Origin of the sequence: Pseudomonas sp. 21LCFQ010, assembly GCF_024129905.1 — a bacterium.
Classification (GTDB): domain Bacteria; phylum Pseudomonadota; class Gammaproteobacteria; order Pseudomonadales; family Pseudomonadaceae; genus Aquipseudomonas.
Genome location: NZ_JAMYDZ010000004.1, coordinates 294558 through 307756, shown reverse-complemented (window position 1 = coordinate 307756; position 13199 = coordinate 294558). Strand labels below are relative to the sequence as shown.

12 protein-coding genes are annotated in these 13199 nt (G+C 57.3%); 6 read left to right on the top strand and 6 right to left on the bottom strand.

What is annotated here, in order from left to right; all coding sequences use genetic code 11:
* Positions 1 to 32 precede the first annotated feature (32 nt).
* A complete protein-coding gene (locus tag NJC38_RS07880; protein WP_253113042.1) occupies positions 33 to 278 on the top strand; it encodes a transposase in 246 nt (81 codons plus the stop codon).
* A gap of 479 nt (positions 279 to 757) precedes the next feature.
* On the opposite strand, the gene NJC38_RS07875 is transcribed toward NJC38_RS07880, so the two are convergent.
* The 3 genes from NJC38_RS07875 to NJC38_RS07865 all read right to left on the bottom strand — a co-directional run bounded on the left by NJC38_RS07875 (position 758) and on the right by NJC38_RS07865 (position 5904).
* Positions 758 to 1579 (bottom strand): hypothetical protein, encoded by an 822-nt coding sequence (locus tag NJC38_RS07875; protein WP_253113000.1) that lies wholly within the window; start codon positions 1577 to 1579, stop codon positions 758 to 760.
* A 210-nt stretch (positions 1580 to 1789) separates the two neighbouring features.
* On the bottom strand, positions 1790 to 2485 hold the full coding sequence (locus NJC38_RS07870) for a hypothetical protein (RefSeq protein ID WP_253112997.1): 696 nt from the start codon (positions 2483 to 2485) through the stop codon (positions 1790 to 1792).
* A 41-nt stretch (positions 2486 to 2526) separates the two neighbouring features.
* The gene (locus NJC38_RS07865) at positions 2527 to 5904 is read right to left on the bottom strand and encodes a toxin VasX (RefSeq protein ID WP_253112994.1); all 3378 of its coding nucleotides are present in this window, start codon (positions 5902 to 5904) and stop codon (positions 2527 to 2529) included.
* A 187-nt stretch (positions 5905 to 6091) separates the two neighbouring features.
* Here NJC38_RS07865 and NJC38_RS07860 point away from each other — a divergent pair, with 187 nt between their 5' ends.
* Positions 6092 to 6703, top strand: coding sequence for a hypothetical protein (locus NJC38_RS07860; RefSeq protein WP_253112991.1), 612 nt, complete (start codon positions 6092 to 6094; stop codon positions 6701 to 6703).
* 63 nt (positions 6704 to 6766) lie between these two features.
* Here NJC38_RS07860 and NJC38_RS29020 read toward each other — a convergent pair whose 3' ends face one another.
* The 3 genes from NJC38_RS29020 to ftrA form a co-directional block, all read right to left on the bottom strand.
* A complete protein-coding gene (locus NJC38_RS29020) occupies positions 6767 to 6895 on the bottom strand; it encodes a hypothetical protein (RefSeq protein ID WP_290447164.1) in 129 nt (42 codons plus the stop codon).
* Positions 6896 to 7135: 240 nt separating this feature from the next.
* On the bottom strand, positions 7136 to 7693 hold the full coding sequence (locus NJC38_RS07855; RefSeq protein WP_253112988.1) for a Bro-N domain-containing protein: 558 nt from the start codon (positions 7691 to 7693) through the stop codon (positions 7136 to 7138).
* Positions 7694 to 8232: 539 nt separating this feature from the next.
* On the bottom strand, positions 8233 to 9186 hold the full coding sequence (gene ftrA / locus NJC38_RS07850; protein WP_253112986.1) for a transcriptional regulator FtrA: 954 nt from the start codon (positions 9184 to 9186) through the stop codon (positions 8233 to 8235).
* A 111-nt stretch (positions 9187 to 9297) separates the two neighbouring features.
* Here ftrA and NJC38_RS07845 point away from each other — a divergent pair, with 111 nt between their 5' ends.
* From NJC38_RS07845 to treS, 4 genes are all read left to right on the top strand, one after another.
* Complete coding sequence (locus NJC38_RS07845; protein ID WP_253112984.1) at positions 9298 to 9903, top strand: DJ-1/PfpI family protein; 606 nt, start codon at positions 9298 to 9300, stop codon at positions 9901 to 9903.
* Between the two features lie 194 nt (positions 9904 to 10097).
* Complete coding sequence (locus NJC38_RS07840; RefSeq protein WP_045490755.1) at positions 10098 to 10358, top strand: LysR family transcriptional regulator; 261 nt, start codon at positions 10098 to 10100, stop codon at positions 10356 to 10358.
* Positions 10359 to 10360: 2 nt separating this feature from the next.
* Positions 10361 to 10981 carry a LysR substrate-binding domain-containing protein gene (locus NJC38_RS07835; RefSeq protein WP_253113028.1) on the top strand — a complete coding sequence of 207 codons (621 nt, stop codon included), beginning with the start codon at positions 10361 to 10363 and terminating at the stop codon, positions 10979 to 10981.
* A 106-nt stretch (positions 10982 to 11087) separates the two neighbouring features.
* Positions 11088 to 13151 carry a maltose alpha-D-glucosyltransferase gene (gene treS, locus NJC38_RS07830; RefSeq protein WP_253112974.1) on the top strand — a complete coding sequence of 688 codons (2064 nt, stop codon included), beginning with the start codon at positions 11088 to 11090 and terminating at the stop codon, positions 13149 to 13151.
* Positions 13152 to 13199 lie beyond the last annotated feature (48 nt).

Genomic DNA, 13199 nt, shown 5'->3' with positions numbered 1-13199 from the left:
TACTGGACGCCGGCTGGGGCCAATTGAAAACCATGCTGGAATACAAATGCGATCACGCAGGCACGGTTTTCAAGGTTGTCAGCGAGAGAAACACCACCCAAACCTGTTCGAGCTGCAAGCAATTGCCGGACTCGAGGCCGAGAGGTATCGCAGGGCTTGGAATAAGGGAATGGACTTGTTGTGGGTGCGGTGTCACCCACGACCGCGACGTCAACGCCGCAAAAAACATTCTCGCGCTCGGGCATGAGCGTCCAGTTGTGGGAATCCCCGCCCTTTAGGGCGGGGAGGATGTCAAGTTGAAAGAATGGCTTCAACCGTGAACCATTGCAGTTGCTCAATGGCTCAGCCCGCATTCGAAACATCTTTGCGGCTGGAGGCGGGCTAGTTGTACCGGTCAGCATGTGCCAATCTTCAGCGAAGCCAGCATCCGGTTCCAAAATCTGCTCAGGCGTGCTGCCGCGTCCGGAATAATCTCCGGCATGTCTTCCCAATGCACGCAGGACTTGTCGCGCCAGTGCAGCATTAGCAGTGAACTGCCGCGACCGATCGGCACGGGTCGGGTTGGGGCTGGATAACTCAGCAATAGCGGTCTGGCTGGTCATGGCGGACTCTTGGCTGGAGGAACACATGGACGTTTGCGCGCGGCAGAGTGTCTGCAAGGTGTGTCCAGCGTAAGGAGCGCGCCAGCGCCTGTCTTGCGAAGTAGGGGCGTGGAATATCGCGTTTCGGGCATTAGTCTGCGTGGTCACTGGAGCTGTCACCACTCCCAGATTTTCTCGGTGTATTGCGCGGTGGGCGGCAGGACCGTTTGCAGAAAAGTCAGGTATTGCTCGAACAATGCCTTGTTGGGGAAGCGGGTCTCGAAGCCCACCGTCGGGTCTTCCACATGCACGACGATGATCGCGTATTTGCGGTCTACGGTGACGAAGTTGTACTCCGACCAAGGCAGACCGGTGTAATGCTCGGCAGGCGGTGGCTGCCAGTTTTTCAGGCGCAGGCCCTGAGGCACCAGAAATACGGCTCCAATCAGCAAGGTTAAAAAAGACGCTGTATAGATGGCGACACCAACGGCAAGTAAGGCACCGATATTGACAGTCCAGTTGAAAATGCTTTTGGTGCTGGCTGGGAAGTAAAGCTGTTTGGATTCTGTACCTTGGCAGGCGCAAATCTTGTAAGTGAACTTGGTTTTCTGCGTGAACAAAGCGCCAGACAGCAGGCACATAAGAACCACCCCCAAGCAGCTGTAGAGCAGAAGTGTTGTGTGTTCGTTATAGTCATCCCAGAAAGCTGCGGCGACAAATATCATACCGAGCAGAAGAAAAACGCTATGGATGAGCACCAGTTGCTTTACGCCCGCAGGGGAGATCGCTGTCCTTATCATTGACCATTCTAGAGTGGGGGCGAGTAAAGTCAGTTGTGGTCGGGGTGATGGGGTTGGGACGTATTGCATAGTGCCGGTTTTCTCGGTCGGTCGAAGAGGTAAGTGGAGTGAGGTTGAGTTGTGTTCTGGTGCAACGAAGATGGATAATGCTGTCTGACGACATTGACGCTTCTTTATGAGGAGGTTGCTATCGTTCATGCTGTCGATAGCGCTATTTTCGGTGTACTAAATTTTGATTTAATAAAGATACCCAATGTCACGTTCGCAAGGGTTGAGCTCGCCTCTGGGTTCCACAATCGATTTCGTTAGAGTCAGCCACCTTAGGTACCCATATTTGCCAGATCAGATCTTCACCAGCTTCAGCCGTGAACCTGCTCAAGCCGCACACTGTCGCCTTTCGGGCGTTAATCACCACTCCCAGACTTTCTCGGTGTATTGCGCGGTGGGCGGCAGGACCGTTTGCAGAAAAGTCAGGTATTGCTCGAACAATGCCTTGTTGGGGAAGCGGGTCTCGAAGCCCACCGTCGGGTTCTCTACATGCAGGACGATGATTGAATATTTACGGTCCACTGTGACCAAGTGGTACTGCGACCAAGGCTCGCTGGTGTGATGCTCGGCAGGGGGTGGCTGCCAGTTTTTCAGGCGCATTAGGGTCGGTAAGGAAACGATGAAAAAAATGAGGAAGGGTAAAAAAGACATGAAGTAGATGGCGGCGCCGATCAATGTCAGGATGGCGAAATTTGCAAAGGTTTTGAAGAAAAAGCGGGTGTGGGGAGAGTGTTTTAATTGCTTTGTTTCTTCGCCGTGTGAGGTGTGGATGATGTATGAGAATTGTGTTTTTCTAAGCATCTCGTAGGCAAATGCACATGAGCAAATTGTAGTGACGATGAGTCCGGTTATCCATAGATGAAATGTGTCGTCATGATTATCTATAAAAACCCAGGTTATAAAGCTACATTGAGCTAGCCACGCCAAAAAATAGGTAAAGACAAACTTTGCTTTCTCGTTCGGTGGGGCGTCAGTACGACGGTCTGACCATGTCATTCTTGTGAGGGGTTGATTGTCTTTTAATGTGGCTTCAGAGGTTGATATATGATCAGTCATACTTCATTTTCGAGTGTGTCAGTGGGTGATTATATTTGGTTTCAGGGAGCAATGATCAGAGGCAGAGCGGTCGAGCGAGAGGTATCTTTCATTAAGGTTTTAGGTTTTAGCAGCCCGTCAATGGCGCTATTGGAATGCGGTGATATTTCCATTTGATACAGGTATCCAGTGTCCTCAGGGGATGGGTGGTAAGCGTCAATGGGATACCAGATCTGTAACTCTAGAAAGTCCGCCTCTGCGTCTAGTGGTACCCAGGTTTGCCAGATGACGTCATCATCGGCAGGCAGTAACGGGAAGTGGAGTATTGGGTATTTGAATACAGGTTGATGGTTGTCAACTTTGTCCCAGTGTTCAAGATTATAAAATAGACCATTTTCCTGAAACGTCTCTCTGATAGGATGCTTGCCGGGTTTTATTGGTAGGAGTGGCAGGGGTCTGCCGCTGCTCATGGCTTCAAACAGAACGAGGGTGCCTCGTACAGCACTCGGAAACTGAATCTGTACCCAAGCCCCGTTCTTAAGTTTAAGATGCGAGTCCGCCATGCCCATGTAGGTCCTTTCGTGGGTGCTTTTTACGAGTACCCGAGGCGCCAGTTGAATCTCATAAAAAGCACGTTGTTCGTCTGCATGACCCTGTGGCGTTTCGGGGTATTGAGCTTTTGGGGTTATTGACCAAGTGCATTTCCTCAGCCAATACCCGACAGAGTCCTGTTTGGTTTTGTTAAGGGCAATGCTTCCAAGTAGGTAAATAAAGCCGCCTATAAACATAAAGGCTGAAAATAAGCCGCCCATCACAAAGGCGGCTGATATTCTAAGTCTGCTTGCGATTGTTACTGCCGAAAGGGCATGTGCAATTGCACCGCCGCCCATCATGTAAATGCCATTCGCTTTTTTTGTAATGGCATCTCTTTCTTCGTCTGATTTTGCATTCGTGTAATCATCGTTCAGATCCCATAGCTCAAGAGATGCTGCAGCGATGCCCAGAGCACCCATGATGAGTAAACGTGATCTGAATTCTTTAATTGCATGGCTCCAATGCGTATTGCCTTGTGCTTTCCAGAAAGCCGCAGACCGCTCCAGAATCGATACGTTTTTCCGGTTAATCATCACCGGCTTGGCGTTCTTGACAACCTCCCACGGTGCCTCGACATATACCGCCATCAATAGATTCAGTGTGTAGCCCAGGCTGTAACCCACCTTGACCAGGTCTTTGTTGTTGAGCTGTCCATCCCGGCTGACCTCCTCCCAGACCAGGGCGGTGTTGATGAAATTGAGCATGATCACGCCCCATGCGATACCTGAGCCGTGCAATCCTGTTTGTTGTACCCAGCGCCTGGCCTCTGCATTCCAGTGTTTGGCAATGTCTTTGCCGGAGTGGAAGAAATCATGGATCTTGTCGCGCAGCAGGCGTGCGTACTGGTTGTCTTGAAAGTCGATGATCAGCGGTAATTTCAGTTCGTGAGCGCGTAACCGGTCACGTTCCTGTTGCAACAGGCTTGAAAGATGTTTGCGCTGTCCACGTTCCTGCGGGGAGTTCCAGTGCGAATACAGGGTGCGCAGGTTGGCGTTTAATCTGTTCCAGTTGGCATGCCATGTCCTGACCTCGCTTCCTATCCGGGCATCGATCACCAGCCGTTGCGGGGCATTGCCCAGAACCAGCCCGATCAGCAGGCTGCGCAGCAATGCTGGCAGATCCTTGCGTTTACCCATGGCCCGCTGGCTGTCGATGGGCAGCCAGGCCATCAGAATGGCTTCGGCGGTCTGTTTGCCCGCGCCTCGGGCCAGTTCGCGCAGGGTGTTGAAGGTATCGCGGGCCGGTTGCTGCAGCGCTTTCATCCAGGCGGTATCGGCAAAGTCCGGGTGGTTGAGCACTGTATTGAGCTCGCCGAGGCGGGTGGCGAGGTTGGTCAGGTCGTTAAAGCCATTGAGCAGTTTGTCTGCTTCGGCCTGCAGCGCCTCCTTGAGGGCCGGGGAGAAGCCATATCGCAAGGTGCCGAACAAGGTTGAGGCGTTCTGCTCCTGATCGGCCAGCCATTCGTTTGCTCCCTGGCTTTGCGTAAGGATGCTCAGCAACTCTTCAAAGCTGTTCTGCAGGAGTAAAAGGTGCTTTGGATTACCGGTATCGCAGTGCAGGCGCAGCGGTTCCAGGCCGATCTGGATCGCCCACTGCTTGATGTCTGCCTGGGTATTCTGGACTTGTCGCAATAACCGGTCATGTTCTGGCTGCTGCTGCATGATGTGCTGCCGTGCAGCCTTGAGATCGACCTCGCGGCGCCACTTCTTTCGGGCTTGCCAGGCTTGCAACTGGTCGTCAGGAACCTTGCCGTAACGCTGAATCAGTTCACGGTGCATCCGTGCCGATTTGATTTCCGATACCAGGCTAAAACTTGAAGTCGAAGCACTGCCCGCCAGTGATGCCTGGTCGATGAGCCGTTCCCTGAAGTAGGCCTCCACGTCGAGCAGGTATTGTTGCCTGAGGGCCGGATCGTCCCGAACTGACTCGGGCAGACTGGCGGTATCATCGCTGACGCCGCATAGCTGACTCACCGTGCTGGCCATGCGAAGCTTGTGTTCATGTTGGCTCAGCCAGCTCTGGTAAGCCGCCTGGTCTGCCAATAATTGCATGCCGAGGTCTTCGAGTATGGACAGCGGCGCATCCAGAGCGATCAGCAATGAGCTGTCCTTGTCCTCGACACTGCCCAGCCAATGCACATCGGCGCCCAGTGGCACCCAAGGGCTACTGCCGTCTTGCCGGTTAAAGGGTGGCTGCGAGCTGGGAAGTGCCGAGTCGCTGAAGCGCAGGTCCTCATTCACCTTGCAAGGGTCGATATCGGCTACCGCACTGGCAAGCTGTGCGAGCGGTAACGTGTCAGGCTCGTTCAGGGTGATGCAGTAGCTGCCCAGGTCCAGGCGTTTCATCCACTGGCTGCGACCGACCGCGTTCGAGCGCATGTGCTCGCAGATACGCCAGGTCCATTGCAAGGGGGCATAGGCAATGTGTAGCACGTGGTTACGCGGGTAAAGCAGGAAGGGCTGGGAGTTGGCTGCGCCGCTACGCTCATCCTGGCCCAGATGGGCTTGGGTCCAGGTGATACGCGCAAGGTGAGCATCGCTGGCCGTGTAGAGGTATTCGTGTAGCGTCCCGGCGGTTTCGTCGTATACGTACACGTAACCATCGTACAGTTGGCGCAGTGTGTAGCTGCGGCTCTTCAGGGGCGGCAGGCGTGCCCATTTACCGGCTCTGGCCAGCGGCTTGAGGGCTTCGGGCGCCGGATCGTAGCGCGAGCGGTCCAGAGCGTAACGTACCGGGACGATAGCAATGTTCGGCCCTTTGAACGGGCACAGGCTGGTTCCGGACAGTGGTCTTTTGTCGAACTCACTGGCGCAACGTTGGCGAGCGGTTCCATATTTTCTGGTCATGAGCGTCCTGCGGCATCAAGGGTAAAGCAGTGAAGCGCGAGCGCTGGATAGTGCCTGCTCAGGTCCGCAGAGCGCTGTAGGAGAAGTGGAGAGACTTGGTAGGACTCGGCCTGATTACAGAGGGAATACCAGCCAGTTTGCGTAGGTGATTAACCTCGGATGCGCTGTGTCTGTGGCATGATCGCCCGTGGCAAAGGCGCAGGCTCTCTGCGCCGCCAGCCCAGAGTCATACATTTCTCACTGGATACTGCGAATGCAATGGCAGCCGGTTTTCGAAAATCCGCTGATCGATAAAGAGGTTCGCGCACTGAGCGCTGATCAGGCCAGGCGCTTGTTAGCCAGTTATCTGTACCGTCAGTTCAGGTTGGTGCGCAGCTTTGATCAGCGCTATCAAAGCAACCTGCAGGACCTGTTTGTGCGTCAACTCAGCGTTGCTGTTGCGGGAAGTGCGGCGGGCGTGGAGCTTGGCATTGGCGAAGTCTATGCCGCGATTCCCGACACTGACGAGTATGCGCAGCAGGAGGGTGCCTATGCCCAGAACCTGATGATTGCCTTGTGGTATCTGCTGTCGTTCGCTCATGAGCCAGACACCGAGCTTTTACAGGCGGCGGCCAATGCTGCGCTAAATAATGTCGACCTGCTGAACCATGAACTGGACGAGCATTACGACGAGTCAGCGGTGGTGGCCCGGGAAGTGGTGGTCGTCAGGCAGATGCTGCGCCGCATGCGGGTGGGCGCTGCCTGCTCAGGGGATGTTGCGGCGGATATTGCAGATTTGGCTGGCGGTCTTGCGCTTTGAGCGCTGTATTGGTGGATTGTTGCATCCAGCGTGCTCGACTCTTTGAAGACTTTGATATTGAACTCAAAGACGACCATCGGCATCACTGGCGGCTTGAGCAATCAAATCGTGAATCTCGACGGTTACCGCAGGCTCACCTTGCCGAGACTTAACAATTTCAGCAAGACGCATATTGTCGATCAACTCCAGCATGGCTGCGTAGCGAGCTGGGGGCACAGCGTAAAACGCTGGTTTGTTTCGGTATGGCGTTTGATTTGGCTGGGGAGGCGACGCGACGCTATCGAGCTGAACCGCCAACCCGGAGAGAGTGGCCGCTCGGCGCTCCGTTTATCGGAGTGCTGAACCACAACGAAGAGGGCGGCACATTTGCAATAGATGCAAGAACATTACCGGCCTCTTCGCTACCAAGGTCCCACAGAGGTATGCAGGGTGTCACCGAACAGTATTGGGCTTAGCGACGGTCATCAGACCGCAATGACCCGAGCACCCGGTTCCATAAGCCGGGCTGCGGACGGGCAGGTGAGGCAGCACCTGCGGCATATCTTCCCAACGCACCCAGGACTTGTCGCGCCAGTGCAGCATCAGCAGCGAGCTGCCCAGCCAGTTCAGGCGGGTCAGGCACGGTTCGTCACCCGCGCCGTAATCCAGGCGGCGCAGTTGCGGCAGCACTTCATGGGCCAGCCATTGGCGCAGGGAACGGTTCTCGGGGATGTAGTGGTGAATCAGCAGGGCATAGACGCCCGATTCGCTGACCAGTACGCACTTTTCCAGACGGCCATGAGCCTCTACCCAGCCCATGCGGCGCTGGTCGGGATCAAGCTTGACGGTGGCCCGCTCATCCAGCCGGGCGCCCATCAGTCGCGAGATATCGGGCAGACAAAACCACGCCTGGGCATCGCGGTAGACGGCGCGCAGAAGACGGTGGTGGCGGAAGAAGAGGACGGCTTCGAAATGGTCATGGCACGGGGCCATGGGATCTAACGTATGCATATTCAAGTTTCCTTTTAGCGTAAAGGCCACCTGAAACCCGTCGCCAAACGAGTAAGGGTGGCGGCTGTGCGCGGGTTGGCGAACCGAGGTAAAAGGTAAACCCGGCAGACCCGAAGGTCTCCCACGCACAGACGCCATAACACGGACGATAGACGCGAGAAAACCCGCAGTCGTCACGCAACGCTGCTTTACCAATTACCTTTCAGGTCGCCAAACCCGACTCACCGATTTGGCGGCGAGCGGCGCGCAGGTTAGCTAAACACGAGGGATAAGAGCAAGTGCTGGCCAAGTGGGCCGGCCAAGGTATCGCTGCTGAAACCAATCCTGCCGGGATAAGGACCGCGCACCCGTCGGCAAGCCAACCCCCCACCGAGTACGCGTGATACTCCAGTAGTGGCTAATACGCCGATTTGATGAGCGTCGTCGGCCAGTGCTCCGCTAGCCAACGAGGGCTATGGCATGCCCACAGACAAACCGAACAACTTGCAGGGCCCCATGGAGCCCCCTACCGGTCTACCGAACAGTTTTATGTTTAAACCTCAAGCCCGCGCAAACTGCTTCCTGTAACTGGTCGGGCTGACCCCGACCAGGTTGCGAAAATGCCGTCTGAACGACTCTTCCGAACCAAACCCGGTCTTTTCCACCACTTCACTGAGCCGCACCCGCGACGACTCCAGCAGTTCCTTGGCATACGCCACGCGCTCGCCCAACAGCCAGTCATACGGGGTCAGGCCGGTGCAGTCCATGAAGCTGCGGTGCAGGGTGCGGGTGCTGACCGCGGCTTTGTCGGCCATGTCTTTGATGGTGATGGGGCGTTGCAGGTCGCTGCGGATCCAGTCCATCAGGTTGGAGATCGGCGCGTCGCTGGTGCTGACCAGTTGCCGGGTGGCGTACTGTGACTGGCCACCCTCGCGGTGTGGCGGGATGACCATGCGCTGGGCGACCATGTTGGCGACCTTGGCGCCGTGGTCCTTGCGCACCAGGTGCAGCATCATGTCCAGGCCGGCCGCAGAGCCGGCAGCGGTGACGATGCTTTCTTCGTCGACATACAGCTCGTTGGGCTGGATGGTCAGTTCCGGGTACATGCTGGCCAGCAGGTCGGTAAAACGCCAGTGGGTGGTGACCCGGTGGCCGTCGAGCAAGCCCGCAGCGGCCAGCACGAAGGCGCCGGTGCAGATCGAGCAGATCCGCGCGCCGCGCGCATGGGCGGCCTGCAACTGGTCGATGAGCTTTTGTGGCACTTCGGACTCAACCCCGCGCCAGCCGGGCACGATGATGGTGTCGGCATTTTCCAGCAACACATCGCCCGCCGTCGGCGTGATGGTGATACCGCCAGCAGCGGTGATCGGCCCTTCGTCCACGGCGTAGGTGGCGAACTCGTACCAGGTTACGCCCAGCTCCGGGCGCTTGAGGGCGAAAACCTCAACCGTGCAGCCGAATTCGAAGGTGCACAGCTGGTTATAGATGAGTGCGACGACGAGATGATTCTTCATGGCGCGATGTGACCGGATATTGGCGTTACCGACAGTAGTTGCGTCTGATGCTACTCAGTAATCTGGCCCCTGTCACTGCTGTGCAGTTTTTACCAAGGGAGCCCGCCTCACATGACACTCAATATCGGCATCTACGTGTTCGACGACGTCGAAGTCCTGGACTTTGCCGGTCCCTACGAAGTGTTTACCACCGCGACCCGCATGCATAGCCGCAACAGCCGCGACGACAAGCCGCTGTTCAACGTGTTCACCGTCGGTCGCAGCACCGCGCCGGTGCGTGCCAGGGCAGGGCTGAAGGTCGACCCGGACTACTCGATCCATGATCACCCCGGCATGGATTGCCTGATCGTGCCAGGCGGGGTCATCACCGCTGAGCTGGAAAAGAAAGACGTGATCAACTGGATCAGCGATCAGGCGATTCCCAACCGCCTGGTGGCGTCGGTGTGTACCGGTGCATTTCTGTTGGCACAGACGGGCAAGCTGAACGGTCGGCAGGTTACCACCCATTGGGAAGATATCGCTGACCTCAAGGAAATGTTTCCTGCCGTCGATGTACTCAGCACCCTGCGCTGGGTCGATGAAGGCGCGTTCATTACCTCGGCCGGTATTTCTGCCGGTATCGATATGAGCCTGCACCTGGTTGAGCGTCTGCACAACCGTGCCCTGGCCGAGCGTACTGCGCTGCAGATGGATTTCGACTGGACCGAGAACGACTGAAACGCTCACTTCCTGCCCGGCGCCGCCGGGCAAGCTCGCGCCATCTGCTACAGACTCTCGCGGATTAAGCTCGCACGCTCTGGCCTGCTCGCCGTTGTCACGACTTCGTCCGGGGCGCGGGTCACTCAGCCAGCTTCCTTACCCATTGCCTGATTACAGGCCTGCGTCCCCTTGCCATGCAGAGTGCAGGAACCATGAAAACCCATTTCTTCAAGATCGTTCAAACCGTCGCGCAGCATGGCTCGTTCTCGGAAGCCGCCGCTATCCTCGGTTGCAGCCAGTCGAACATCAGCTACGCCATCAAGGAAGTCGAAGACTACTTCGAGAAACGCCTGTTCATTCGCAGCCGCACCGGCTGCACCCTGACCCCGGAAGGGCAGATCATCACCCAGAACCTGAGCAATATGCTGGCGACTCTGGAGCAGCTAAAAAAAATGGAGTCAGTGGCCGTGTAGCCATCCATTACAGCACCCATGTCCAGGAGACCAACCTCGGCGCATCTCTGGATTTTCTCGCCCGCAACTACCCCGATATCCAGTTGAGCGTGTTGCATAGCAACGACCCGCATCCCAGCCTTGACCCCTTGCAGCGTGAGCTGGCCGATATCCTGATTCTGCCCAGCACCGTGCTTGACGAGCAGCACATCGAACACCATCGCTGGTCCGACCACTACGTGCTGGTCATCGCCCGCCACCTGTGTAAAACCTCGCCGCCCTTGAGCGATCTGGCGCGCTCGGTGCGCTATGTCGCCTGGCGCCATCCCGGCCAGGAGCGGCTGCACAGCCAGATGGCCAGCGCGCAGTTACGCCTGAGCCATCGCGGCGAACTAAGCTGCCTGGACACGTTGCTGGATCTGGTGATCAAGGGCCACTGCCTGACCGTCTTGCCCAGTGCGCTATTGCCGGTGCCCAACCCCGGCCTTGAATACCTGACCTTGCCGGTGCCGGTCACGCGGCGAATCAGCGTGGTGGCGCGGCCCACCTCATTGCTGTCCAGCGCGGCGACAGTGGTGATCGACGCGTTGAAAAAGTCTTCGGTGTTTCAGGCGCGCGGCAAGCAGACGGCAGACGCGGTCTGACAAACCCGATGCAACGAATACTGCCGACAGGGCTCATACACAGTAGGCAAGATTTCATGGGGCCAACGGCCCTGGTCATAGCACTTTGAACGGACCAATGGACGCCATGACGAAACCGGACAAGCAGTATGTGGACTGGCTGGTCGACCAATCGATGCTCAATGCGGCACGCCAACGGGCCAAGACCTATGGCGGTCAGGGCCGGCTCTGGCAGCGGCCGTTTGCCCAGGCCCGGCCACGCGACGCCACGGCGATTGCTTCAGTATGGTTCACCGCCTATCCGGCCTCGATGATCACTCGCGACGGCGGTTCAGTGCTTGAAGCCTTGGGCGATGAGTCGTTGTGGCGGGCGTTGTCGGAGATCGGTATTCAGGGCGTGCATAACGGGCCGTTGAAGTTGTCGGGGGGCTTGCAGGGTTATGAGCGCACCCCGAGTGTCGATGGCAACTTCGACCGTATCAGCTTCGGTATCGACCCGGACCTGGGCGATGAAGCGCAATTGCTCAATCTCAGCCGTATTGCCGCCGCGCACAATGCCGTGGTGGTCGATGATGTGATTCCATCGCACACCGGCAAAGGCGCGGACTTTCGGCTGGCCGAGATGGCCTACGAGGATTATCCCGGCCTTTACCACATGGTCGAAATACGCGAAGAGGACTGGCCGTTGCTGCCCGACGTGCCTCAGGGCCGTGATGCAGTCAACCTGCTGCCGGAAACCGTCGATCTGTTACGTGACAAGCATTACATCGTTGGTCAGTTACAACGGGTGATCTTCTTCGAGCCGGGAGTCAAGGAAACCGACTGGAGTGCCACTGATGTGGTGGTCGGGGTCGACGGCAAGGCCCGCCGCTGGGTGTACCTGCACTACTTCAAGGAGGGCCAGCCATCACTGAACTGGCTTGACCCAAGCTTTGCCGCGCAGCAAATGATTATCGGCGATGCGCTGCACGCCATCGATGTGATGGGCGCGCGCGTGTTGCGGCTGGATGCCAACGGTTTTCTCGGGGTGGAGCGCAAGCTTGAAGGCGGGGCCTGGTCGGAAAGCCATCCGCTGTCGATCACCGGTAACCAATTGCTCGGTGGCGCAATCCGTAAGGCCGGCGGCTTCAGCTTTCAGGAGCTGAACCTGACCGTCGATGACATTGCGGCGATGTCCCATGGCGGCGCCGACCTGTCTTACGACTTCATCAACCGCCCGGCCTACCAGCATGCCTTGCTGACCGGCAGTACCGAATTCCTGCGTCTGATGCTGCGCCAGGTGCATGCGTTCGGCATCGACCCGGCCTCGCTGATTCATGCCTTGCAAAACCACGATGAGCTGACTCTGGAGCTGGTGCATTTCTGGACCCTGCACGCCCACGACACCTACCACTATCAGGGCCAGACCTTTCCGGGCAACATCCTGCGTGAGCACATCCGTGAAGAGATGTATGAGCGCCTGGCGGGTGAGCATGCGCCGTACAACCTCAAGTTCGTCACCAACGGTGTGTCCTGCACCACGGCGAGCATCATCACCGCAGCGCTGGGCATTCGGGATCTGGAAACCATTACCGAGGACGATATCCGCCAGATCCAGCACATCCATCTGCTGCTGGTGATGTTCAATGCCATGCAGCCCGGCGTATTCGCGCTGTCAGGCTGGGACCTGGTCGGCGCGCTGCCGCTGGCCGCCGAACAGGTTGAACACCTGATGCGCGATGGCGATACCCGCTGGATTCATCGTGGCGCCTATGACCTGGTGGACCTTGACCCAGAGGCCGAGCAGTCGCGGGGCGGGATGCCCAAGGCGCGGGCCTTGTACGGCAGCCTGGCCGAGCAATTGCAACGGCCAGACTCGTTCGCTTCGCAACTGAAAAAAATCCTCGCGGTGCGCCGCGCCTACGATATTGCGGCCAGCAAGCAGATTCTGATTCCCGATGTCGAACACCCCGGCTTGCTGGTTATGGTCCACGAACTGCCCGCCGCCAAGGGCACCCAGATCACGGCGCTGAACTTCAGCAACCAGCCGATCACCGAAACCCTGCACCTGCCGGCAGATATCATTCCTGGGCCGGTGGTCGACATCATCAACGAGCGGGTCGAAGGCGACCTGACCGAGCAGGGCGAATTCACCATCAATCTGGATGCCTATGAAGGCCTGGCACTGCGGGTGGTGAGCAATCTGGTATGAGGATGCGGTGCAGCCGGGGATTCGTGATTTAATACCCGGCTTTGATCA